Origin of the sequence: Rhodopseudomonas palustris HaA2 (genome assembly GCF_000013365.1) — a bacterium.
Taxonomy (GTDB): Bacteria; Pseudomonadota; Alphaproteobacteria; order Rhizobiales; family Xanthobacteraceae; genus Rhodopseudomonas; species Rhodopseudomonas palustris_J.
Map to the genome: position 1 here is coordinate 1,084,044 of NC_007778.1, position 24,425 is coordinate 1,108,468.

21 protein-coding genes are annotated in these 24,425 nt (G+C 65.0%); 18 read left to right on the plus strand and 3 right to left on the minus strand.

Annotated features, from left to right (window positions below; translation table 11 throughout):
• Positions 1–6 precede the first annotated feature (6 nt).
• The gene (locus tag RPB_RS04755) at positions 7–1,005 is read left to right on the plus strand and encodes a LysR family transcriptional regulator (protein WP_011439836.1); all 999 of its coding nucleotides are present in this window, start codon (positions 7–9) and stop codon (positions 1,003–1,005) included.
• Between the two features lie 34 nt (positions 1,006–1,039).
• On the opposite strand, the gene RPB_RS04760 is transcribed toward RPB_RS04755, so the two are convergent.
• Positions 1,040–1,483 (minus strand): MarR family winged helix-turn-helix transcriptional regulator, encoded by a 444-nt coding sequence (locus tag RPB_RS04760; protein WP_041797961.1) that lies wholly within the window; start codon positions 1,481–1,483, stop codon positions 1,040–1,042.
• 159 nt (positions 1,484–1,642) lie between these two features.
• Between RPB_RS04760 and RPB_RS04765 the strand changes: the two genes are divergently transcribed.
• The 13 genes from RPB_RS04765 (at position 1,643) to RPB_RS04825 (ending at position 17,473) form a co-directional block, all read left to right on the plus strand.
• Positions 1,643–2,830 (plus strand): substrate-binding domain-containing protein, encoded by a 1,188-nt coding sequence (locus tag RPB_RS04765; RefSeq protein ID WP_011439838.1) that lies wholly within the window; start codon positions 1,643–1,645, stop codon positions 2,828–2,830.
• Between the two features lie 154 nt (positions 2,831–2,984).
• Positions 2,985–4,499 carry an amidase gene (locus RPB_RS04770; protein WP_011439839.1) on the plus strand — a complete coding sequence of 505 codons (1,515 nt, stop codon included), beginning with the start codon at positions 2,985–2,987 and terminating at the stop codon, positions 4,497–4,499.
• 83 nt (positions 4,500–4,582) lie between these two features.
• Positions 4,583–5,440 (plus strand): branched-chain amino acid ABC transporter permease, encoded by an 858-nt coding sequence (locus RPB_RS04775; protein ID WP_011439840.1) that lies wholly within the window; start codon positions 4,583–4,585, stop codon positions 5,438–5,440.
• Between the two features lie 4 nt (positions 5,441–5,444).
• Positions 5,445–6,668: a substrate-binding protein gene (locus RPB_RS04780; protein ID WP_011439841.1), complete on the plus strand. Its 1,224-nt coding sequence runs from the start codon at positions 5,445–5,447 to the stop codon at positions 6,666–6,668.
• A gap of 286 nt (positions 6,669–6,954) precedes the next feature.
• The gene (locus RPB_RS04785; protein ID WP_011439842.1) at positions 6,955–8,010 is read left to right on the plus strand and encodes a branched-chain amino acid ABC transporter permease; all 1,056 of its coding nucleotides are present in this window, start codon (positions 6,955–6,957) and stop codon (positions 8,008–8,010) included.
• Complete coding sequence (locus tag RPB_RS04790; RefSeq protein WP_011439843.1) at positions 7,997–8,731, plus strand: ABC transporter ATP-binding protein; 735 nt, start codon at positions 7,997–7,999, stop codon at positions 8,729–8,731. The genes RPB_RS04785 and RPB_RS04790 overlap by 14 nt, the downstream gene beginning before the upstream one ends.
• Positions 8,724–9,425 (plus strand): ABC transporter ATP-binding protein, encoded by a 702-nt coding sequence (locus RPB_RS04795; protein WP_011439844.1) that lies wholly within the window; start codon positions 8,724–8,726, stop codon positions 9,423–9,425. Before RPB_RS04790 ends, RPB_RS04795 begins: the two co-directional genes overlap by 8 nt.
• A gap of 72 nt (positions 9,426–9,497) precedes the next feature.
• Positions 9,498–10,685, plus strand: a complete 1,188-nt coding sequence (locus tag RPB_RS04800) for an iron-containing alcohol dehydrogenase (protein WP_011439845.1) — start codon at positions 9,498–9,500, stop codon at positions 10,683–10,685.
• 211 nt (positions 10,686–10,896) lie between these two features.
• Positions 10,897–11,928, plus strand: a complete 1,032-nt coding sequence (locus tag RPB_RS04805) for a class 1 fructose-bisphosphatase (RefSeq protein ID WP_011439846.1) — start codon at positions 10,897–10,899, stop codon at positions 11,926–11,928.
• A 32-nt stretch (positions 11,929–11,960) separates the two neighbouring features.
• Positions 11,961–12,836 (plus strand): phosphoribulokinase, encoded by an 876-nt coding sequence (locus RPB_RS04810; protein WP_011439847.1) that lies wholly within the window; start codon positions 11,961–11,963, stop codon positions 12,834–12,836.
• Positions 12,837–12,870: 34 nt separating this feature from the next.
• Complete coding sequence (gene tkt, locus RPB_RS04815) at positions 12,871–14,886, plus strand: transketolase (protein WP_011439848.1); 2,016 nt, start codon at positions 12,871–12,873, stop codon at positions 14,884–14,886.
• Between the two features lie 57 nt (positions 14,887–14,943).
• Positions 14,944–16,029: a class II fructose-bisphosphate aldolase gene (fba, locus tag RPB_RS04820; RefSeq protein ID WP_011439849.1), complete on the plus strand. Its 1,086-nt coding sequence runs from the start codon at positions 14,944–14,946 to the stop codon at positions 16,027–16,029.
• A gap of 58 nt (positions 16,030–16,087) precedes the next feature.
• Positions 16,088–17,473, plus strand: a complete 1,386-nt coding sequence (locus tag RPB_RS04825; protein ID WP_011439850.1) for a ribulose-bisphosphate carboxylase — start codon at positions 16,088–16,090, stop codon at positions 17,471–17,473.
• Positions 17,474–17,594: 121 nt separating this feature from the next.
• On the opposite strand, the gene RPB_RS24825 is transcribed toward RPB_RS04825, so the two are convergent.
• On the minus strand, positions 17,595–17,756 hold the full coding sequence (locus tag RPB_RS24825) for a hypothetical protein (protein WP_198135155.1): 162 nt from the start codon (positions 17,754–17,756) through the stop codon (positions 17,595–17,597).
• 371 nt (positions 17,757–18,127) lie between these two features.
• On the opposite strand from RPB_RS24825, the gene RPB_RS04835 reads away from it, so the two are divergent.
• A complete protein-coding gene (locus RPB_RS04835) occupies positions 18,128–18,409 on the plus strand; it encodes a FeoA family protein (RefSeq protein ID WP_011439852.1) in 282 nt (93 codons plus the stop codon).
• Between the two features lie 10 nt (positions 18,410–18,419).
• Complete coding sequence (gene feoB / locus RPB_RS04840; protein ID WP_011439853.1) at positions 18,420–20,300, plus strand: ferrous iron transporter B; 1,881 nt, start codon at positions 18,420–18,422, stop codon at positions 20,298–20,300.
• Between the two features lie 8 nt (positions 20,301–20,308).
• Here feoB and RPB_RS04845 read toward each other — a convergent pair whose 3' ends face one another.
• Positions 20,309–21,154: a xanthine dehydrogenase gene (locus RPB_RS04845; protein WP_011439854.1), complete on the minus strand. Its 846-nt coding sequence runs from the start codon at positions 21,152–21,154 to the stop codon at positions 20,309–20,311.
• Positions 21,155–21,401: 247 nt separating this feature from the next.
• On the opposite strand from RPB_RS04845, the gene RPB_RS04850 reads away from it, so the two are divergent.
• Both RPB_RS04850 and nifA read left to right on the plus strand, forming a co-directional pair.
• Positions 21,402–22,298 carry an SDR family NAD(P)-dependent oxidoreductase gene (locus RPB_RS04850; RefSeq protein ID WP_080507732.1) on the plus strand — a complete coding sequence of 299 codons (897 nt, stop codon included), beginning with the start codon at positions 21,402–21,404 and terminating at the stop codon, positions 22,296–22,298.
• Between the two features lie 290 nt (positions 22,299–22,588).
• Positions 22,589–24,340 carry a nif-specific transcriptional activator NifA gene (gene nifA, locus RPB_RS04855; RefSeq protein WP_011439856.1) on the plus strand — a complete coding sequence of 584 codons (1,752 nt, stop codon included), beginning with the start codon at positions 22,589–22,591 and terminating at the stop codon, positions 24,338–24,340.
• Positions 24,341–24,425: the final 85 nt, after the last annotated feature.

The following is a 24,425-nucleotide window of genomic DNA, read 5'->3' on the forward strand; positions in this document are numbered from 1 at the left end:
CGGCCGATGACGGTCGCGCGATCGGCGCAGCAGCGCCGGTCGCCCCGCAGGACGGCAGAGCACGTGGCCAAGACACAACGCAAGATCCGCTATGACTGGAACGATGTCGTCTACTTTCTCGAGGTGGCCCGGCAACGCAGCCTGGTGCGCGCCGCGGCCAAGCTGAAGGTCGACCACACCACCGTCAGCCGGCGCATCCGGGAGCTCGAGCGAAGCCTGAATTCGACGCTGTTCAAGCGCAGCAAATCCGGCTTCAGCCTGACCGAAATAGGCATGCGGCTACTGCAATATGCCGAGGGCATGGAAAGCCAGGCGAACGCGATCGTCGAGGCGATCGGCACCGACACCGCCGATGCCGGCGGTGCGGTCCGGATCGCGGCGATGGAAGGCATCGGCAGCTTCTATCTCACGCCCTGCATCGTCGACTTCAATAAGATCTATCCGTCGATCCAGATCGAACTGATCACCGATACCCGCCTGCTCGACCTCAGCCGTCGCGAGGCCGATATCTTCGTCAGTTTCTTCAGGCCTCACGGCAAGCGATTGTCGATCAAGAAGGTCGGCGAGTTCCGAATTTCGTTGTACGCGTCCAATCGGTATTTCGAGGGCCGGAGCGAGCCGCGAACGCAGAAGGAACTGGAAGACCACGCCTTCATCGACTTCATCGAAGATCACATCTACAGCAAGGAGAATCGCTGGCTCTCCGATGTGTTGCGACCACCGCATACGATCTTTCGCAGCACCAGCCTGGTCGCGCAATCCATCGCCGTGTCCGCAGGGCAGGGAATCGCGATGCTGCCCACCTATGTGGCCTCAGGTCGCTCCGAGCTGCGTCCGGTCATGCCGGAACTGTTCACGACCCGCGATATCTGGCTCTCGGTCCATGAGGACCTGCTCCACATCGCCCGCATCAAAGCCGTCATCACTTTCCTCGAGGAGCGTATCGAGGCCGACAGGACGTTCCTGAATTCGGTGAAGAACCGACCAGGTCGGAGGCGCCCGTGAGAGACGCCAAGTGTGGAGCGCGAGCGATCCGGCGTCAGGTCGCGGTGTCGATCAGGCTCTCCAGCAGCCGCTTCAGTTCGGCGGTGGCCTTGTCGCCGTAGTTCTCGGCGATATGCGCTTCCTGGCTGAGCGCGAGCGCGTTGAGACGTTGGGTCAGGGCCTTGCCGCGTTCGGACGAATACATCAGCACCTTGCGACGATCGTCCGGGGCCTGCACGCGATACACCAGCGAGTCCGACACCATGCGGTCGATCATCTTGGTCAGGGTCGGGTGGTTGAGCAGCACTTCCTCGGCGAGGTCGCCCATCGAATGGCCCTTGCCGTCGGACAGGACCTTGAGGATGCGCCATTGCTCGACCGGAACGCCTTCGTCGCGCAGCCGTGCCTCGAGCTGACGGTTGATCTCCCGGTTGGCCTGCGCCAGCAGATAAGCGAGATGCTCGGTGATCGGCGGGTTGGAACTGGGCGATCTGGCCACGGGCTGAGACTTTATCGTTCGACTTGAATGAATCAGATGCTGCGATTGCTGCATCTATATGCACATCAATTGTTGAATGTTCAATATTTTCGAATAGCATCGAATGCCGTGCGGGGTCGGACTTTCGCGGGACGGCCCTGCGCCAAGACAGGAGAGGGCGTGCTTTCGATCGGGGATTGCGGAGGCGGTGGCGCCGGGCTTGCGCCGCCGCTCGGGTTGCTTGAGAGGGCATCTTCGCTCGCCGACGCGGCGTGGGTGGAAGGGCCGGGCGACGGCGCCGGTGCCGCGGCGCGTCGGGCGCGCAACAAATTGCGCATCGCCAATTTCGTCACTTTTCAGGGCGCGCCGGGAATCTGGGGGCCTGCCTCGAGCAATGCCGCGCTGCTGGCTGCCGCCGAAATCAACAAACGCGGCGGGATCCTCGGCCGCGAAATCGAGTTGGTGATGTGCGACGCCGGCGGTCCGATCGAGGATGTCGCGCGGCGGGTGGCGCAGGCGGTCGATTTCGACGACGTCGACATCGTGATGGGCTCGCATATCAGTGCGGTCCGCGTCGCGCTGCGCAAGGCGATCCGCGGCCGCGTGCCGTACATCTACACGCCGGTCTATGAAGGCGGCGAACGCACGCCCGGCGTGATGGCGATCGGCGAGACGCCGCGCTGGCAGAGCCGGCCGGCGATCGACTGGCTCACCCAGGTCAAGAAGGCGCAGCGCTGGTATCTGATCGGCAGCGACTATGTCTGGCCCTGGCTGTCGCATCGCGCGGTCAAGACATACATTAAGAACGCCGGCGGCCAGGTGGTCGGCGAGGAATTCGTGCCGCTCGGCGAGGACGATCACGAGCGCCATCTCGCGCGTATTCGCGCCGCGCGTCCCGACGTGGTGCTGATCTCGCTGATCGGCGCCGACAGCGTCACCTTCAATCGCGCCTTCGCCGAATGCGGGCTGGCCGGTGGCACTCTGCGGCTTGCCGGCGCGATGGACGAGACCGTGCTGCTCGGCATCGGCGCCGACAACACCGAGAACCTGTTCTGCGCCTCGGGCTATTTCGGCTGCCACGACTCCAGCGCCAACGATCAATTCCGCGCTGCCTGCCTGAGGGCTTTCGGGCCGACCGCGCCGCCTATCGGATCTGTCGGACAATCCAACTACGAAGGCTTGCGATTCCTGGAGGCCGTCGCCGACAAGGCGCAGACGCTGGCCGCGCGTCCATTGCTCTCCGCGGCCAAGAACGTCGTCTACAACGGCGCGCGCGGCGCCGTGACGATCCGCGACGGCCGTGCGCGGATGACGATCCATCTCGCCGAAGCCGACGGCCTCGATTTCAAGCTGATCCGCACGTTCTGAGGCGGCCGCATCGGGTAGAGAGGACCGATCGCAAAATAATACTTGAAACGGAAAATATTTCCGTATGTAGTATCCATGACGCGGCGGCCCGCGAGCCGCAGCCGGTCTTCCCCGGACCGGCGCCGCCGGTCTGCTCATGCGCAGGAGGACAACCTTGGCCGTTTCACTTCCCACCCCCACGCAGCTTCTCGACGTCGCCGATCAGTGCGGCCTGTCGCTCACCGATGAGGACGTGATGTCCTTCCGCGCGCTGATGCAGCCCTCGGTCGATGCCTACAATGTCGTCGCCGCGTTGCCGGACGAAGTGCCGCTGGTGAAGTATCCGCGCACGCCCGGCTACTCGCCGGACTCCGACGAGAATCCGCGCAACGCCTGGTACCGCAAGTCGAGCGTGAAGGGCGCCGCGTCGGGCAAGCTGACAGGCAAGACCATCGCGCTCAAGGACAACATCATGCTGGCCGGCGTGCCGATGATGAACGGCTCCTCGACGCTCGAAGGCTTCGTCCCGGATTTCGACGCGACCGTCGTGATGCGGATTCTCGATGCCGGCGGCGAAATTCTCGGCAAGACGCATTGCGAACATTTCTGCATGTCCGGCGGCAGCCACACCGGCTCCAACGGTCCGGTGCACAATCCGCACAAGATGGGCTATTCGGCCGGCGGTTCGTCGTCGGGCAGTGCCGTCGTGGTCGCGCTCGGCGAGGCCGACATGGCGATCGGCGGCGACCAGGGCGGCTCGATCCGGATGCCGGCGTCGTTCAGCGGCATCTACGGCATGAAGCCGACATGGGGCCTGGTGCCCTACACCGGCATCATGCCGATCGAAATCTTCGTCGATCACACCGGCCCGATGACCGCGAGCGTCGCGGACAATGCGCTGTTGCTGGAAGTGCTCGCGGGCGACGACGGCTACGATCCACGGATCCGCGCACCGGTCGTCCACGACTACACCAAAGCGCTCGGCGGCGGCGTCAAGGGCATGAAGATCGGCATCGTCCGCGAAGGCTTCGAACAGGCCGGCGCCGAGCCGGCGGTCAACGAGAGCGTGCGCGAGGCCGCCAAGCGGCTCGCGAGCCTCGGCGCCACCGTCGAGGAGATCTCGATCCCAGCGCACAATCTCGCCGCCGCGGTGTGGATGCCGATCGGAACCGAGGGCATGACGCAGACCATGATGTTCGGTGACGGTTACGGCCTCAGCCGTCCCGATCTGTATTCCACCGCGCTCATGAAGGCGCATCGCGGCTGGCGCGAACAGGCGGATTCGCTGTCCGAAACCACCAAGATGATGCTGCTGTTCGGCACCTACATCAACAACACATTCGGCCCGCGCTATTACGGCAAGGCGCAGAACATCTCGCGCCGGGTCACCGCCGCCTATGATGCGGCGCTGGCGAAGTTCGATCTGCTGCTGATGCCGACGACGCCGATGAAGGCGACGCCGCTGCCGCCGCCCGGCGCCAGCCGCGAGGAGGTCATCGGCCGCGCCTTCGAGATGATCAGCAACACCGCGCCGTTCGACATCACCCATCACCCGGCGATGTCGCTGCCCTGCGGCATGGTCGACGGCCTGCCGGTCGGGCTGATGTTGATCGGCAAGCATTTCGACGAGCCGACGATCTATCGCGCGGCGCACGCCTTCGAGCAGTCCGGCGACTGGAAGACGATGTGAGCGCCGTGATCCGGACAAGCGTCGACCGGTTGTCCGGATCGCCCCCACGTCGCAACGCTTGCCACCCCATCCGGTAAGAACGAATGGAAAATCTGCTCGTCGCTTTGTTCGAAATCCTGAGCTTCGGCGCCATCGTCGTGTTGGTGGTGCTGGGGCTCGGGATCATCGCCAGCATGATGGGGATCTTCAATTTCGCGCAGGGCGAATTCGTCCTGCTCGGCGCTTACGTCACTTATCTCGCTTACACGGCCGGGCTGCCGGTGTGGCTCGGCATGGTGGCGGCGCCGTTCGTCGTCGGCGCGCTGGGCTTCGTGCTCGAACGTCTGATCGTTCGCAGATTCTACGCCGCGCCGATCGTGGCGATGCTCGGGACCTATGCGCTCGGCCTGATCATTCGCGAAATCGTCCGTGGCCTGATCGGCGGTCTCTATATCTCCGTGCCGGAGCCGGTCGGCGGTTCAGTTGCTCTGGGCGCGATGCATTTCTCGACCTGGCGGCTGGTGATCATCGTCATCACCGCGCTGGTGATGGTGGCGAGTTATCTGTTGCTGTCGCGCACCTCGTTCGGCCTGCGGGTCCGTGCCTCATTGGAGAATCCAGCGCTCGCGCGCGCCTCGGGGATCTCCACCAACGCGATCTATGGCGCAACCTTTGCGTTCGGCGCGGCGCTGGCGGGCCTCGCCGGTGCGCTGATCGTACCGGTGTTCTCGCTGTTCGCCGATCTCGGCCTGCGCTTCCTGATCCAGGGCTTCGTCGCCGTGATGGTCGGCGGCATCGGATCGTTCGCAGGCCCGGTCGCCGGCGCGGCGGTGATCGGCACGCTGTCCGCGGCGCTGCCCTGGGTGATCCAGCCGGTCGTCGCCGACGTGCTCGTCTTCGTCCTCGCCATCATCTTCATCAAGTTCCGGCCGCAGGGCCTCGTTTCGGGAAAAGGGATCTAGCCTGATGTCCAGCGACAACAAACACGCGTTCACCCGCCGCCGTTTCCTCTCCAACTTCGCCTTCGCCGGCACCGCGATCGCCACCGGCGTCGGCAGCTGGGTCGTCCCGGCCGGCTGGGCCAACGCCGCCGCCGGCCCGATCAAGGTCGGCATCGGCACCGACCTCACCGGCCCGATGGGTTATGCCGGGAACGCCGATGCCAACGTCGCCAAGATGGTGATCAAGCAGATCAACGACGCCGGCGGCCTGCTCGGCAGGCCGATCGAACTCTTCATCGAGGACACCGCGTCCAACGAGGCCGTCGCGGTCGGCAACGTCCGCAAGCTGATCCAGCGCGACAAGGTCGACCTCGTGGTCGGCGGCATCACCTCGTCGATGCGCAACGCCATCAAGGACGTCATCGTGTCGCGCGGCAAGACACTCTACATCTATCCGCAACTCTACGAAGGCAAGGAATGCACGCCGAACCTGTTCTGCACCGGCCCGACCCCGGCGCAGCAGTGCGACGAGTTCATCCCGTGGCTGATCAAGAACGGCGGCAAGAAATTCGCGCTGCCCTCCGCCAATTATGTCTGGCCGCACACGCTCAACGTCTATGCCCGCAAGGTGATCGAGGCCAATGGCGGCGAAGTGGTGCTCGAGGAGTACTACCCGCTTGATCAGATCGACTTCTCGTCGACCGTCAACCGCATCATCTCCAACAAGGTCGATGTGGTGTTCAACACCGTGATCCCGCCCGGTGTCGGCCCGTTCTTCAAGCAGCTTTATGAAGCGGGGTTCCTCAAGAACGGCGGCCGGCTCGCCTGCGTGTATTATGACGAGAACACGCTCGGCATCAATCAGCCGGCGGAGATCGAAGGGCTGGCGAGCTGCCTCGACTACTTCAAGGCGCTCACCAAGGACGAGCCGTTCTCCGCCAAGCTGCAGGCCGACTACGAAAAGGCGTTCCCGGGCAACTTCCTGTTCGCGGCCGGCAGCGCCGCCACCGGCACCTATCGGGCCCTCAAGCTGTGGGAAGCCGCGGTGAAGGAAGCCGGCAAGATCGACCGCGACGGCGTCGCCGCGGCGCTCGATCACGCCAAGATCGCCGAAGGCCCGGGAGGCCCCGCCGAGATGGTCCCCGGCAAACGCCACTGCAAGATGAACATGTACACCGCCGTCGCCAAGAACGGCAGCTACGAGATCGTCGAGCGCAGCAAGGGGCTGGTGGATCCGAAGGAATGCTGATGGCGGGTTCGCAGCGGCGTTCTCCACGCGCACGGCCTGCGCCTCTCCCCGCGTGCGGGGAGAGGTCGACCGGCGTAGCGCAGCGAAGCCGGTCGGGTGAGGGGGCGGCTCAGCAAGGCCGAGCCGCTCGGACTCGCGGAAACGCCCCCTCACCCCATCCCTCTCCCCGCACGCGGGGAGAGGGCGTGCGTGCGGCAGCGCTCTGCTTATTTACGACGACGATGCCCGCGGACCATGCGGCGCTCTCCTCGCACGCGTCACCCCCATTCAGCACCCTGGCGTATCGATGACGGATACTTCTTCGACGGCTGCGCAGTTCACCGCGCCTCGCACCGGGCGCCGCCTGAAGGTGCTGCCGATTATCGAGGTGGTCGTTCTCGCGATCGGGCTGCTGTTGCCGCTGGTGCTGCAGGATTATCTCACGGTGTTCGGCACGCGGGTGCTAATCCTGTGCCTGTTCGCGCTGTCGTTCGATCTGGTGTGGGGCTATTCCGGCATCATGAGCTTCGGCCAGGCGGTGTTCTTCGGCTCGGCCGGCTACGGCGTCGCGTTGCTGGCACGCGATCTCAACGTCACCTCGATGCTGCTGGTGCTTCCAGCCGGCGTGCTGATCGGATTCAGCATCGCGCTGCTGATCGGCGGCTTCCTGCTGCTCGGGCGCAATCCGTCGAGCGTCATCTTCGTCTCGCTGGGTACGCTCACCGGCTCCTATGCGTTCGATCGGCTGGCGCGTGGCTGGTACTATCTCGGCGGCCAGAACGGCATTCCCTCGATCCCGCCGATGCAGATCGGCGGCTACGATCTCACCGAAGGGCCGGTGTTTTACTATTTCGTGCTGGCGATCCTGCTGCTGGTCTATCTCGGCTGCCGCTTCCTGACCAAGTCGCAATTCGGGCTCGCGCTCGCGGGCCTGCGCGAGAACGAGCAGCGCATCGCCTTTTTCGGCTACCAGGTGCAACACATCAAGGCGATCATCTTCTCGCTCGCCGGCGCGATCGCGGGCCTCGCGGGCAGCCTTTACGCCTTCCACGAAGGCTTCGTCTGGCCGAACATGCTCGGCGTTGTGATGTCGACCCAGGTGGTGCTGTATGTATTGTTCGGCGGCTCCGGCACGCTGATCGGCGCGGTGATCGGCACGGTCGTCATCGAGATCGTGTCGTTCTGGCTGTCCAACTCCTACCAGGACATCTGGCCGATCATCCTCGGCTGCCTGATGCTGCTGGTGATCCTGTTCCGTCCGGCCGGGCTGATCAGCCTGATCGTCAGCCACAGCGAACGGATCGGCAATTTCGGCCGGCCGCCGAAACCGCACCGGAAGGAGCGCGATCATGGCTCTGCTTGAAGCGCGCGGCCTGAAGAAGATCTTCGGCAAGCTCACCGCGTTGAATGGCGCCGAGCTGATCGTGCAGCCCAACGAGTTCCACGGCCTGATCGGTCCAAACGGCTCCGGCAAGAGCACGATGATGAAGTGCATCGCCGGCGCCGAGGTGCCGACCGAGGGCAAAGTCACCTTCGGCGGGCAAGACATCACCGCGGCGACGCCGGCCGAGCGCGCCCGCGCTGGCATGAGCCTGAAATTCCAGATCACCAGCGTGCTGCCGGCGTTGACGCTCTACGACAATGTCCTGCTGGCGCTGCAGGGCCAGACCGCGCTGACGAAATTGATGTTCTCGCGCACCCGCGGGCTGCTGCACGACAAGGTGATGGCGATGCTGGAGCAGTTCCGGCTGGTCGATCGCGCCGGCGAGCATGCCTCGGCGTTGTCGCACGGCCAGCAGCAATGGTTGGAGATCGCGATGGCGTTGGCGCCCGAACCCAAACTACTGCTGCTCGACGAGCCGACCGGCGGCATGAGCCTCGAAGAGCGCCGCGTCACCGGCGAATTGCTGGCGCCGATCAAGTCGCGCTGCTCACTGGTGATCGTCGAGCACGATCTCGATTTCATCCGCGATATCTGCGACCGGCTCACCGTGCTCGATCAGGGCGCGGTGCTCAACAGCGGGACGATCGCGGAGATTCAGAGTTGCCCCAAGGTTCAAGAGGTTTATCTGCGCCGTGCCTGAGGATCAGTATCTCGACGTTCGCGATCTCGACGCCGGCTATGGCCGTAGTCAGGTGCTGTTCGGCGTCTCGATGTCGGCGCCGTGGCGCGGCGGCGTCGCCATTCTGGGCCGCAACGGCGCCGGCAAGACCACGCTGATGAAGGCGATCATGGGCGAATTGCCGGTGAAGCGCGGCAGCGTTTCGCTCGATGCGCGGGAGGTCACGAAACTGCCGACCGAGCAGCGCATTCGCGCCGGTTTCGGCTATGTGCCGCAGGACCATCCGGTGTTCGCGCGGCTGTCGATCCGCGACAATCTCGCGGTCGGTGCCCTGACCAACAAGGACAGCCGCGCGGTCGATCGCGTGCTGGAGATGTTCCCGAAACTCGGGCAACGGCTCGATCAGGCCGCAGGCACGCTGTCGGGCGGCGAGCGCAAGATGCTGGCGATCGGCCGCGCGTTGCTGTCGGAGCCGCGCGTGCTGTTGCTCGACGAGCCGACCGAAGGCGTCTGGATCGGCGTGATCGAAGAGATCACCGACCGGCTGATCGCGCTGGCCAAGGACATCGCCGTCATCATCGTCGAGCAGCACCTCGACCTGGCGCTGCGCGTTGCCGACCGCGCCTATGTGCTGGATCGCGGTCGCGTCGCGCTGACCGGCACCGCCGACGAAGTCCGCAACGACCCGCGGCTGTTGCAATATCTCGCGCCGTAGCGCGCGGGCTGCTAAACCTCACGCCGTGTCGAAGCCCCGCGCGGCCTGCGCGGGCCTGTGTCCGAGCGCGTGATGATCCTGCCTTTCTCGATCGCCCGTCTGCCCCGCATCGAATTCGGCGCAGGCGCCATCGCGAGGTTGCCGAGCCTCGCAGCCGTCTACGGCAAGCGCCTGCTGCTGGTCACCGGTGCACGCTCGTTCGATCATGCCTCCTATACGGCGCCGTTGCTGGCCGCGTTGCGCGACCAGAGCTTCAGTATCGCGCGGGTGCCGATCCGCGGCGAGCCGTCGCCCGAGATGGTCGACGACGCCGTGCGGGAGTGTCGCCGCGCCGAGATCGACGTCGTGATCGGCCTCGGCGGCGGCAGCGCGCTCGATGCCGCCAAGGCGATCGCCGGGCTGCTGAAGCCCGGCAATTCGGTGATGGACCATCTCGAAGGCGTCGGCCCCGAACTGCCCTATCGAGGCCCGGCGACGCCGTTCATCGCGGTGCCGACCACCGCCGGCACCGGCTCCGAGGCGACCAAGAACGCGGTGTTGTCCCGTCACGGCCCCGATGGCTTCAAGAAATCGTTCCGCGATGAGGCGCTGGTGGCCGAGATCGCGCTGGTCGACCCAGAACTGTTGGCCGGCTGCCCGCCAGCGCTGATCGCGGCCAACGGCATGGACGCGCTGACCCAGTTGCTCGAATCCTACGTCTCGACCCGCGCCAATCCGTTCACCGACGCGCTGGCGCTGTCCGGCCTGCGCGCGGTGCGGGACGGCCTGCTCGCCTGGTACGATGGCGGCGACGCCGCGGGCGAGGCGCGCACGCAGATGGCCTACGCCTCGCTGCTGTCCGGCATCTGTCTGGCGCAGACCGGGCTCGGCTCTGTGCACGGTCTGGCCTCGCCGCTCGGCGCGTTCTTCCCGATCGGCCACGGCGTGGTGTGCGGCACGCTGGTCGCGGATGCCACTCGCGTCAATATCGCCGCAATGGAAGCGCGTGCGCCGCAACATCCGGCGCTGGCGAAATACGCCGAGATCGGCCGCCTGCTGTGCGGCGGCTCCGGCAGCGGCGCGGCGCAGGATCGCGACGCTCTGCTGCGCACGCTGCGGCACTGGACGCAGCGCCTGTCGCTGCCGAGGCTGTCGTCGCTCGGCGTCGCCGCCGCGGACGTCGATCGGATCGTCGCGGCCAGCCGTGGGTCCAGCATGAAGACCAATCCGGTGGTGCTGACCGACGACGAGATCAGGCTGATCGTGACCTCGCGCTTCTGATTTAGATCACGGCGGGTGCCAATTGCCGGGTGCATGGATGGCCTAGGCCTTACACCGCATAAGGTATTTAAGTAGGGTAAGAGATATAAGATTTCTTGCGGCGGTAGCAAGGAAAATGAAATTTCTCTTATGCCGTGGTTGAGCCCACAACCCCCGGGTGATGGGCTCGCTGCGACAATTTGGCCGGACGGCGTGGTTGGGGGTTTAAGGGATGGATCAGGGTCAGACGTTATCGCGTCTTTTGGACTCTTACGGGACGGACGCGCGCACGCGCGCGGTTGCCGCGGCTGTCGGCGCGATCGCCGAGGCGTCGATCGAAATCTCCGACCTGATCGGGCAGGGCGCGCTGGCCGGGATCACCGGCGCGGCCCATGGCGCGAGCAATGCGGACGGCGACGTCCAGAAGGATCTCGACGTCCGCGCCGAGGCCGCCATCGTCGCGGCGCTGAAGAACGTTCCCTATGCGGCATTGGCCTCCGAGGAGTCCGACACGCTGCTGATGGGCGATCCGCAGGCACCGATCTCGATCGCCTACGATCCGCTCGACGGCTCGTCGAATATCGACACCAATATGACGGTCGGGACGATCTTCTCGGTCATTCCGAACGAGCCCGGGGTGGCGCCGTTCACCGCACCGGGCAGCTGCCAGCTCGCCGCCGGCTTCGTGGTCTACGGGCCGCAGACCTCGCTGGTGCTGACGCTCGGCGACGGCGTCGACATCTTTACGCTCGACCGCGCCGCGAAGACCTATCGACTGATCCGCGAGCGCGTCCAGGTGCCGGCCGACACCGCCGAATACGCTATCAACGCCTCCAACCATCGCCACTGGGAGCAGCCGGTGCGCGATTTCGTCGACGAGTGTCTGGCCGGGACCGACGGTCCGCGCGCCAAGAACTTCAACATGCGCTGGATCGGTTCGCTGGTGGCGGAGGCCTATCGCATTCTCACCCGCGGTGGCGTGTTCCTGTATCCGGCGGATTCGCGGCCCGGCTACGGCGAAGGCCGGCTGCGTGTTCTCTACGAGACCCATCCGATGGCATTCGTGATGGAGCAGGCCGGCGGGGCCGCCTCCACCGGCCGCGAACGCGTTCTCGACGTCGTCGCGAGCACGACCCACCAGCGCTCGCCGCTGATCATGGGGTCGAGTGACAAGGTCCATCGTATCGTCGAGCTGCACCTCGATCCGGCCGCGGCCTCACGCACAGCGCCGTTGTTCGGGCGCCGCGGCCTGTTCCGGACCTGAACCAAGTCCCCAATTGTTGGAAATGTGAATCCATGTCCCGTAAGCATCCGATCATCTCGATCACCGGCTCCTCCGGCGCCGGAACGACCTCCGTCAAGCGGACCTTCGAGCAGATCTTCCGTCGCGAGAACGTCAACGCCGCCTACATCGAAGGCGATGCGTTTCACCGCTACAACCGCGTCGACATGCGCACCAAGATGGCCGAGGAGGCCGCGCTGGGAAACCGGCACTTCAGCCATTTCAGCCCCGAGACCAATCTGTTCGAGGAACTGGAGACGACGTTCCGCGACTACGCCACCACCGGCACCGGCAAGACCCGCACCTACGTCCATGACGACAAGGAAGCCGCGGTTCACGGCGTTGCCCCCGGCAATTTCACCGACTGGCACTCGCTGCCGGCGGATTCCGATCTGCTGTTCTACGAAGGTCTGCACGGCGCGGTGATCACCGAGAAAGTCAACGTTGCGCAACACGCCGACCTCAAGATCGGTGTGGTGCCGGTGATCAATCTGGAGTGGATCCAGAAGCTGCACCGCGACCGCGCCGATCGCGGCTACACCACCGAGGTGGTGACCGACACCATCCTTCGCCGGATGCCGGACTACGTGCACTACATCGTGCCGCAATTCGCCGAGACCGACATCAATTTCCAGCGCGTGCCGACGGTCGATACGTCGAACCCGTTCATCGCGCGGTGGATCCCGACTGCCGACGAGTCGATGGTGGTGATCCGCTTCAAGGACCCGCGCGGAATCGATTTCGCCTATCTGCTGTCGATGATCCAGGGCAGCTTCATGTCGCGCGCCAACTCGATCGTAATCCATGGCGCCAAGCTCGATCTCGCCATGCAGCTCATCCTGACGCCGTTGATCATGCAACTGGTCGATCGCAAGCGCGGCGTGAAATAAACATGCGTCATCATTCCACTTCCGGGAGGCCGGCTTGAATATCCCCGCACGCGAACTCCACGACCAGGTCAGCCACGCCGAGATGGCCAATGCGATCCGCTTCCTCGCCATCGATGCGGTCGAGAAGGCGAAGTCCGGCCACCCCGGCATGCCGATGGGCATGGCCGATGTCGCCACCGTGCTGTTCACCCGCTTCCTGAAGTTCGATGCCGCCGATCCGGCCTGGCCGGATCGCGACCGTTTCGTGCTCTCCGCCGGCCACGGCTCGATGCTGCTCTACGCGCTGCTGCATCTGACCGGCGTCGAAGAGGTCACGATCGATCAGCTCAAATCCTTCCGGCAGTGGGGCTCGAAGACCCCCGGCCATCCCGAATACGGCCACACCAAGGGCGTCGAGACCACCACCGGCCCGCTCGGCCAGGGGCTCGCCACTTCGGTCGGCATGGCGCTCGCCGAGCGAATGCTGAATGCGCGCTACGGCGACGCGTTGGTCGATCACTATACCTATGTGATCGCCGGCGACGGCTGTCTGATGGAAGGCGTCAGCCACGAGGCGATCTCGCTCGCCGGGCACCTCAAGCTCAACCGCCTGATCGTGCTGTGGGACGACAACCACATCTCGATCGACGGCGACACCTCGCTGTCGTGCTCGGACGATCAGCTCGCGCGCTTCGCCGCGTCGGGCTGGGCGACCACGCGGGTCGACGGCCATGATCCGGAAGCGGTGGCGGCCGCGATCGAGCAGGCTAGGCAGAGCGACCGGCCGACGCTGATCGCCTGCCGCACCACCATCGGGTTTGGCTCGCCCAAGGTCGCGGGCACCGAAAAGGCGCACGGCGCGCCGCTCGGCGCCGACGAGGTCGAGAAGACCCGCGCCGCATTGAACTGGCCGCACGCGCCGTTCGAGATTCCGGACGCCATCCTCGCGCGCTGGCGCGAGGATGGCAGCCGCGGCAAGGCCGCGCATCAGGCCTGGGCCGAGCGACTCGGCAGCGTCGACGCGGCCACGCGCACCGGCTTCGAGAACGTGCTCGCCGGCAAGCTGTCGGCCGACTACGAACCCGCGCTGAAAGCGCTGATCGCCGGCTTCGCCGCCGAGCAGCCGTCGATCGCCACAAGGCAGGCGTCGCAGCTCACCATCAACGCGCTGGTGCCGGCCTCGCCGAATCTGCTCGGCGGCTCGGCCGATCTGACGCATTCCAACCTCACCCACGCCAAGGGCTCGGCGTCGGTCAAGCCCGGTGCCTATGGCGGCGCTTACCTGCACTACGGCATCCGCGAATTCGGCATGGCGGCGGCGATGAACGGCATCGCCCTGCACGGCGGCTTCATTCCCTATGGCGGCACCTTCCTGGTATTCGCCGACTACAGCCGTCCGGCGATCCGCCTCGCGGCGCTGATGGGCGTGCGTGTCATCCACGTGATGACCCACGATTCGATCGGCCTCGGCGAAGACGGCCCGACCCATCAGCCGGTCGAGCACGTCGCCTCGCTGCGGGCGATCCCGAACCTGCTGGTGTTCCGTCCGGCGGATGCGATCGAGACCGCGCAGGCCTGGGACTGCGCCCTGAAGCAGACCAGCCGGCCGTCGGTGCTGGCGCTGTCGCGGCAGGCGCTGCCGATGCTGCCGCGGCCGAACGGCGTCGAGGGGAACCCGGTTTCGCGTGGCGCTTATTTGGTCATCGATCCGGCTAAGCGCGATGTCACACTGATCGCCACCGGCTCCGAAGTGTCACTGGCGCTGGAAGCGGCGAGCAAGCTCGACGGCGAAGGCATCAAGGTCGCGGTGGTCTCGGCGCCCTGCTTCGAATTGTTCGCCGAGCAGGACGACGCGTATCGTGCGGCCGTGCTCGGCACGGCGCCGCGGATCGGCATCGAGGCCGCGCGCGACATCGACTGGCGGCGCTGGATCGGCGATGGCGGCGCGTTCGTCGGCATGACCGGCTTCGGTGCCTCGGCGCCGGCGCCGGTGTTGTACCAGAAGTTCGGCATCACCGCGGATGCGGTCACGGAGGCGGCCAAGGCCGCGATCGCCCGCAGCAAACATTGATCAGCATGACACCGATCAACACCAGATCGACATTCAACATTTAGGACAGGAGCCATCATGGCGCGTATCACCTTGAGGCAATTGCTGGACCACGCCGCCGAGCACGGCTATGGCGTGCCCGCGTTCAACATCAACAACATGGAGCAGGGACTGGCGATCATGGAGGCGGCGGCGGCGGTCGACGCGCCGGTGATCATCCAGGCCTCGCGCGGCGCGCGCTCCTACGCCAACGACATCATGCTGGCGAAGATGATCGACGCGCTGGCGGAGATGTATCCCGACATTCCGCTGTGCATGCATCAGGATCACGGCAACGACGAAGCCACCTGCGCCACCGCGATCAAATACGGCTTCACCTCGGTGATGATGGACGGCTCGCTCAAGGCGGACGCCAAGACCGCGGCGGATTATGAGTACAACGTCGACATCACCCGCCGCGTCACCGACATGGCGCATTGGGTCGGCGCCTCGGTCGAGGGCGAGCTCGGCGTGCTCGGCTCGCTCGAGCACGGCGGCGGCGAGCAGGAAGACGGTCACGGCGTCGAGGGCAAGGTCAGCCGCGAGCAGTTGCTGACCGATCCGGACCAGGCGGTCGATTTCGTCCGCGCCACCAAGGTCGATGCGCTGGCGATCGCGATGGGCACCTCGCATGGCGCCTACAAATTCTCGCGTAAGCCCGACGGCGACGTGCTCGCCATGAAGGTGGTCGAGGAGATTCACCGCCGGCTGCCGAACACCCATCTGGTGATGCATGGCTCGTCCTCGGTGCCGCAGGATCTGCAGGAAGCCTTCAACAAATACGGCGGCGCGATGCCGCAGACGTTCGGTGTGCCGGTCGAGGAGATCGTGCGCGGCATCAAGCACGGCGTCCGCAAGGTCAACATCGACACCGACTGTCGCCTGGCGATGACCGGGGTGTTCCGCAAGATCGCGACCGAGCACAAGGCCGAGTTCGATCCGCGCAAGTTCCTCAAGCCCGCGATGGACGCGATGCGCGACCTCTGCCGGCTGCGCTTCGAACAGTTCGGCACCGCCGGCCACGCCTCGAAGATCAAGGTGATCCCGCTGTCGGAAATGGCCAAGCGCTACAAATCCGGCGCGCTCGATCCGCAGATCGGCCAGGTCGCAAGAGCCGCAGAGTAGTTCGAAACAATCGGGAGCGGCCGCCGGCCGCCCCGCACTCGCCATTCAGGAGACCACGATGGACCAGTCGAGCCGCTACGCCAACCTCAACCTCAAAGAAAGCGATCTGATCGCGGGCGGGCGGCATGTGCTGTGCGCCTACATCATGAAGCCGAAGGACGGCTTCGGCAATTTCCTGCAGACCGCCGCACATTTTTCGGCCGAATCCTCGACTGGTACCAATGTCGAAGTCTCCACCACCGACGACTTCACCCGCGGCGTCGATGCGCTGGTCTACGAGATCGACGAAGCCAACAACGTGATGAAGATCGCCTACCCGATCGAACTGTTCGATCGCAACGTGATCGATGGCCGCGCGATGATCGCCTCGTTCCTGACGCTGACGATCGGCAACAACCAGGGCATGGGCGACGTCGAATACGCCAAGATGCACGATTTCTACGTGCCGCCCGCGTATCTGCGGCTGTTCGACGGCCCCTCGACCACGATCCGGGATCTGTGGCGCGTGCTCGGCCGGCCGGTGGTCGACGGCGGCTTCATCGTCGGCACCATCATCAAGCCCAAGCTCGGCCTGCGGCCGCAGCCTTTCGCCGATGCCTGCTACGATTTCTGGCTCGGCGGCGATTTCATCAAGAACGACGAACCGCAGGGCAATCAGGTGTTTGCGCCGTTCAAGGAGACGGTGCGGGCGGTCAACGAGGCGATGCGCCGCGCCCAGGACAAGACCGGCGAGCCGAAGCTGTTCTCGTTCAACATCACCGCCGACGATCACTACGAGATGGTGGCGCGCGGCGAATACATCCTCGAGACCTTCGCCGACAACGCCGACCACGTCGCCTTCCTGGTCGACGGCTATGTCGCCGGCCCCGCCGCGGTGACCACGGCGCGCCGCGCGTTCCCGAAGCAGTATCTGCACTATCATCGCGCCGGCCACGGCGCGGTGACCTCGCCGCAGTCAAAGCGCGGCTACACCGCATTCGTGCTGTCGAAGATGGCCCGGCTGCAGGGAGCCTCCGGCATCCACACCGGCACCATGGGCTTCGGCAAGATGGAAGGCGAAGCCGCCGATCGCGCCATGGCCTACATGATCACCGAAGACTCGGCGGACGGACCGTTCTTCCACCAGGAATGGCTCGGCATGAATCCGACCACGCCGATCATCTCCGGCGGCATGAACGCGCTGCGGATGCCCGGCTTCTTCGACAATCTCGGCCACTCCAACCTGATCATGACCGCGGGCGGCGGCGCCTTCGGCCATATCGACGGCGGCGCGGCGGGCGCCAAGTCGCTGCGGCAGGCTGAGCAGTGCTGGAAGGCTGGCGCCGATCCGGTCGAATTCGCCAAGGATCATCGCGAATTCGCCCGCGCCTTCGAGAGCTTCCCGCACGATGCCGATGCGCTGTACCCGAACTGGCGCAATTCGCTCAAGCTCGCAGCCGCGTAAGCGGACAGCCGCCCATCGGAACCGAACGGCCCGCCTCGCGCGGGCCGTTTCGTTCGACAGCCACCCGAATTGGGCAATGTCCGACCTCCACCGGCCCGGTCAATCTGCCGGCGTTGCGGGTTCAGAAGCGCCTGGCGATCAACAGGCAAAGCAGCACCGACCCCGACGACGCGAACACCGTCGCCATATTCGCCAGGTTGTGGGCGATCACAGTCGTCAGCGAGGTGGAGTACGCCGCCGCCGGCTTGGTCTTGCGGCGGCTTCGAGAGGGCTGCTTCTTCATGTCAAATCCCGAACTGACCGGTGCCGTCGCGTCTGACGGCAGGGCAGGGCTGCCCCGGCGTCGGCGGCAGCCTCTCATGGTTGCGCTCCCGAAGCCTTAATCAGGCTTGGTGAAGGTCGGCCATCGCGCTCTATGGTTTATGGAAGCCGTCACGGCGCCGGCCGATCGGCAGCAGGCGACTGCGACTGCCCCTCGCAGGGCGTCGACTTAGAGGCCCTCTGAAACAAAGTCATAATTGTGCTGGATCAATCCAATATTCGTCAGTTCCGGCTTAGATGCGAATTGATAGCGCCTGTTACAATCGTTCTAAACTCCGATCGACGCAGCGCTGAATCTCTTGACCTCCGCGGCGACGATTGGAAGAACGAGCGATGACCTCAAAGCTGCATCACAACGGCCACCAGCCCATCCTGCTCGGGAATGCGCGGCGCGGTTATCGCGGCGTCGTCCAGGCGATCGATTCGGAAAAGGTGGCGTCCGCGCTTCAGCCGGTGGAACTCGAAAGCCGGCTGATCGAGCTGGGTTTCGTCGAGGGCGCCAAAATCGAAGTGCTGCACGAAGGGATCATCGGCCGTGATCCGATCGCCGTCCGTGTGGACAACATCACGATCGCCGTCCGGCGACGCGAGGCGATGGCCGTCGTATTGATGTGACGATTGCGCGATGAGCTCGATCGAAAGTCACCCCTTCAATCTCGCGCTGGTGGGAACGCCGAACAGCGGCAAGACCTCGCTGTTCAACGCGTTGACCGGCAGCCGCCAGAAGGTCGCGAATTACCCCGGCGTCACCGTCGAGCGGAAGGCCGGCGTGTTCACCACGCCCGGCGGTCGCACCGTCAGCCTGCTCGACCTGCCCGGCACTTATTCGCTGCGCGGTCGCAGCCCGGACGAGGAAATCACCCGTGACGTCGTGCTCGGCCGGCGGCCGGGTGAGGTCGTGCCGGATCTGATTCTCTGCGTCGCCGATTCCACTAATCTGCGGCTGACCTTCCGGCTGATGCTCGAGCTCAAGACGATCGGCCGGCCGCTGATGCTGGTGCTGAATATGTACGACATCGCGATGCGTCGCGGCGTCACCGTCGATCTCGAAAAGTTGTCGGAGCGGCTCGGCATTCCGGTCGTGACCTCGATCGCGGTCCGCAAGGGCGGCACCGTCGATCTGCTGAAGCGGACCGACGAGTTCGCCCTGCGCGAGAGCGCCGAGCCGACCACCAGCGGCTGGCGGCCGCTGACCACGGCGGAACTGCGCGCCTTGCAGCGGGAGGCCGATCAGATCATTGCCGACTGCGTGAGCCTGCCGGCGCGGCCGCATACGCTGACGGCCAGGATCGATTCGGTCGTCCTGCATCCGGTGGCCGGCCTCGCGATATTGCTGTTGATCCTGTTCGTGATGTTCCAGGCGGTGTTCTCTTGGGCACAGCCACTGATGGAGCTGATCTCCGGCGGCTTCGAAGCGCTCGGCGAAGTCGTGCGTGCGACCCTGCCGGAAGGCTTGCTGCAGAGCTTCCTGCAGAACGGCGTGATCTCCGGCGTCGGCAGCGTCATCGTGTTCCTGCCGCAGATCATCATCATCTTCCTGTTCATCCTGCTGCTGGAAGATCTCGGCTATATGGCCCGCGCCGCGTTCCTGATGGACCGCATCATGGGCGGCGCCGGCCTGCACGGCCGCGCGTTCATCCCGCTGTTGTCGAGCTTCGCCTGCGCGATCCCGGGCATCATGTCGACGCGGGTGATCGACAATCGCCGCGACCGGCTGACGACCATCCTGATCGCGCCGCTGATGACCTGTTCGGCCCGAATCCCGGTCTACACCCTGATCATCTCGGCCTTTATTCCGGCGCAGCAGGTGTTCGGCTGGATCAACCTCCAGGGCCTGGTGATGTTCGGCCTGTACACGGTTGGCATCGCCAGCGCGCTCGGCGTCTCGGCTTTGATCAAGTTCTTCATGTGGCGCGACTACGAGCCGGCGCCGTTCATGCTGGAACTGCCGGACTACAAGCTGCCGCGGGTGAAGAGCGTCGCGATCGGCATCTATATCCGCGCCAAGATGTTCCTGCAGCGCGCCGGCACCACGATCTTCTCGATGATGGTGCTGATCTGGTTCCTGGCGTCGTTCCCGCGGCCGCCGGCCGGCGCCACGGAGCCGGCGATCGACTACAGCCTGGCTTCGATGATCGGCCACGCCGTCGAGCCGGTGCTGGCGCCGCTGGGCTTCAACTGGCAGATCGGTGTGGCGCTGATCCCGGGCATGGCTGCACGCGAGGTTGCTGTCGCGGCGCTCGGCACCGTGTACGCCATCGAAGGCGGCAAGGAAGCCGCCGACCAGATCGGCCAGGTGCTCGCGTCGAAATGGAGCCTCGCCACCGCGCTGTCGCTGCTGGCCTGGTTCGTGTTCGCGCCGCAATGCGCCTCGACGCTCGCCGTGATCAAGCGCGAGACCGGAAGCTGGCGCTGGATGGGCGTGACCTTCATCTACATGTTCGCGCTGGCCTATGTCGCGAGCCTGATCACCTACAACGTCGCGGTCGCGTTCGGCGCCGGCTGAGGCCTGCTCTACACCGGCTGGGTGATGGTCGGATCGCTGGGCGTTCTCTCGGTCTCGATTGCGCGGCAGACCGCCTTTGCGATCGTCCGGCCGCGGCCGTCGATGCCGGTCCATTGCGCGTGCCGGCCGCGCGGATCGATCTCCAGCAGCTTGACCTGAGCCGGCACGTCGCAGCCGTCCCGCACGATGCCGCGAACGATGCCGTCACACGGCGCCCTGATCGCCTCGCTGGACAGGTGCCCCAGCACGAACCCCTTGAAAACACGGCTGCCGATGTCGACCGGCGTGTGCCAGCGGCCGCTCGTCCGGGAATACTGAAACCGCTCGGCGCCGGCATCGCCCAGCGGGCTGGCGACGCCGTCCGCGGCATCGGTCCAGCCGCGCGCCACCCGGAGCCCGCTGCGGCCGGGTCTCGTCTCGATGGCGATGTCGCAATTGACGTTCGCCGCAAAACCGGGGCCGAGGCCGATGCTCGACCGCGCGAGCGGGCGCAGGTCCGGCTTCACGCTGTGCTTTTGCATGCGCGCGTCGACCAGGACGTCGATGCTTGCCACCGACAGCAGGTCGGTGAGCGCCAGCCAGGAGACCTGAATAGCCTCGGGCTGCCGTCGCGCCTTGAGAATTTGCACGCCATCGTCCGCGCGAATGCCCGCGATGCCATCGATCGACACCGGATCTCCGTACAGCGCGTCGTGGAACGACATCCGGCGTCGGATCACCGGCGGAAACGGGTCATGCGACATGACCACGAAGTAGCCGGCACGGTGCAGATGCACCGCCACGGCAGAGGCGATCTCGTTGGTGCCGAGCACGATCGCAAACGGGCGGCGGCTGTGGTCGATCGGCTGATGCATGCGGGTCTCAGATGTCACGAATGGTCGATCAGCCGCCCGCTAAGCAAGGCTCGGACCAGTGTGCGGAATTGTCCAAAAGCGTCGACGGGTACCGCCCGACTCCCGAAGGGTGTCGGAAACATCACTCTTTGTCGTACGGGGCACGCTTCGCCGTGTCGGTCTCATGACATTAGCTGGCAACAGGGCGCCGAAATCGCCTGAAAGTCGAGCAAGCACCCACTGGCCCAGTTCGTGCAATGCCTGCACCATGAGACAAGCAATGGAGGCACCCGTGCACAGCGAGCCGTTGCAGGCCGAACGGCCGGGGCATCCGGGAGGGCATGGACCGGACAGTCATGGACCGGGACAGCCAGCGGTCGGCGTCGGGGCCTGTCCGTTTCACAACGATCAACATCAAGCCCGTTCGGGCAAGCAGAAAACGCTGGTGTTGACCGGCGCCTCTCGCGGCATCGGCCACGCCACCGGGAAGCTGTTCTCCGATGCCGGATGGCGGATCATCACCTGCTCGCGCCAGCCGTTTTCGGACGATCGCTGTCCGTGGGCCACCGGCATGGAAAACCATGTCGCCGTCGAACTGGCCGATCACCGGGCACTGCCGCGCGCGATCGATGAGCTCAAGGAAAAACTCGGCGGCGGACCGCTCAGCGCCTTGATCAATAACGCCGCGATCTCGCCGAAGAGCCCGGAAGGCGAGCGCCTCACCTCCCTGAATACGCCGGTCGGGACCTGGATGAGCGTGTTCCACGTCAATCTGCTGGCGCCGGTGATGCTGGCGCAAGGCCTGTTCGACGAATTGCGCGCCGGCAGCGGCTCGATCGTCAATGTCACCTCGATCGTCGGTTCGCGCGTGCACCCGTTTGCCGGCAGCGCCTATGCCACGTCCAAGGCGGCGCTGACCTGCCTCACCCGCGAGATGGCGCACGACTACGCACCCTATGGCATTCGCGTGAACGCGATCGCGCCGGGTGAGATCAAGACCGATATCTTGTCGCCCGAAACCGAGGCGATGCTGGCGCCGACGATCCCGATGCGCCGTATCGGGACACCGGAGGAAGTGGCAAAGGTGATGTTCTTTCTTTGCTCGGATGCCGCCAGCTATGTCACCGGCGAAGAAATTCACATCAACGGCGGCCAGCGCGTCTAGCGAATAGCTCGCAATTAGTTTGTTGGTATCTTTGCCGTCTCGGCGCGACTGCGTGTCTTTTCATCGACTTGTTTTGCGCTGCATCAATGCGAAGCGCGGCTGTTTTCGCTGGTAACTAAGTAATCAGTGCATATTCAGACACTTCCGCTCTGGCGACGAACTGTGCAGGTACCGCTATCAACTTCCTCAGTGATGCAGCCAAGTTGAGCACGACATCTGATTGAGGATCATACACAATCTCGTAATGCTCCGGAACTAAGGGGGATGTCTCAGGAGCGATGGAGATAGCAATGGCTCAGCGCGAAGTACGTCTTGTCGAGAGCGAGCAATCGCGGCAGCCGATGAACCAGAACCCGATACCGCTGAGTGAGATTGCGCTCACCGGCATTTTTGAAATCTCCAAGATCCTCACAGCGCCGGCGCGGCTCGAAGTCACGCTCGCGAATGTCGTCAATCTGCTGCAGTCCTTTCTGCAGATGCGAAATGGCGTCGTGTCGCTGCTGGCCGACGACAGTGTTCCCGACATCACGGTCGGCGTGGGCTGGAACGAAGGCAGCGACAATCGCTATCGCGCGCGACTCCCGCAGAAAGCCATCGACCAGATCGTCGCCACCTCGGTGCCGCTGGTCGCCGACAACGTGGCCGCGCATCCGATGTTCTCCGCCGCCGACGCGCTCGCGCTGGGCGCGACCGACGAGACCCGTGTGTCGTTCATCGGCGTGCCGATCCGGATCGATTCGCGGGTCGTGGGCACCCTGACGATCGACCGGGTTCGCGACGGGCAGTCGATCTTCCGGATGGACGCCGATGTCCGGTTCCTGACTATGGTCGCCAATCTGATCGGGCAGACCGTGAAGCTGCATCGCGTGGTGGCGCGTGATCGCGAGCGGCTGATGGCGGAAAGCCATCGCCTGCAGAAAGAGCTGTACGAGTTGAAGCCGCAGCGCGAGCGCAAGCGCGTCCGGGTCGACGGCATCGTCGGCGAGAGCCCGGCGATCCGCACGTTGCTCGCCAAGGTCAGCATCATCGCCAAATCGCAGTCGCCGGTGCTTTTGCGCGGCGAGTCCGGCACCGGCAAGGAACTGATCGCCAAGGCGATCCACGAATTGTCGGCGCGCGCCAACGGGCCCTTCATCAAGATCAACTGCGCCGCGCTGCCGGAGTCGGTGTTGGAATCCGAACTGTTCGGCCACGAGAAGGGGGCTTTCACCGGCGCGATCGCTTCACGCAAGGGCCGGTTCGAACTCGCCGACAAGGGCACGCTGTTTCTCGACGAGATCGGCGAGATCTCGGCCTCGTTCCAGGCCAAGCTGCTGCGCGTGCTGCAGGAGCAGGAGTTCGAGCGGGTCGGCGGCAACCAGACCATCAAGGTCAACGTCCGAATCGTCGCGGCGACCAACCGCAATCTCGAAGAGGCCGTCGCCCGCAAGGAGTTCCGCGCCGATCTGTACTACCGCATCAACGTCGTGCCGATGATCCTGCCGCCGCTGCGCGATAGGCCGACCGATATCCCATTGCTGGCGAGCGAGTTCCTGAAGAACTTCAACAAGGAGAACGATCGCGAACTGCAATTCGAGCCGCATGCGCTGGAATTGCTGAAGGCGTGCTCGTTCCCGGGCAACGTTCGCGAACTCGAGAACTGCGTGCGGCGCACGGCGACGTTGGCGATCGGGCCGGAAATTACCGACAGCGATTTCGCCTGCCATCAGGACGAATGCCTGTCGGCGATCTTGTGGAAGGGCCACGCCGAACCGGCACCGGTACGGCCGCGGCCGCAGATTCCGCTGCAGGTGATGCCGCGCAAGGCGCCGCTCGAAGTCGTGGCGCCGCGCGAGGCCGTGAGTGTGTCGCCCGATCCGGTGTCGACACCCATGTCCGCCGAATCGGCCAACGGCGGGCCGATGTCGGAGCGCGAGCGCTTGGTCAACGCGATGGAGCGATCCGGCTGGGTCCAGGCAAAGGCCGCCCGGCTGCTCGGCCTGACGCCGCGGCAGATCGGCTACGCGCTGAAGAAGTACGATATCGAGCTCAAACACTTCTGACAGCGTCTCCGCGGGAAGTTGTTACTGGTTCGCATTGACAATCGCATCTGCTCATCGAGAGCTTCGGTCCTGATCCGCGATCAGA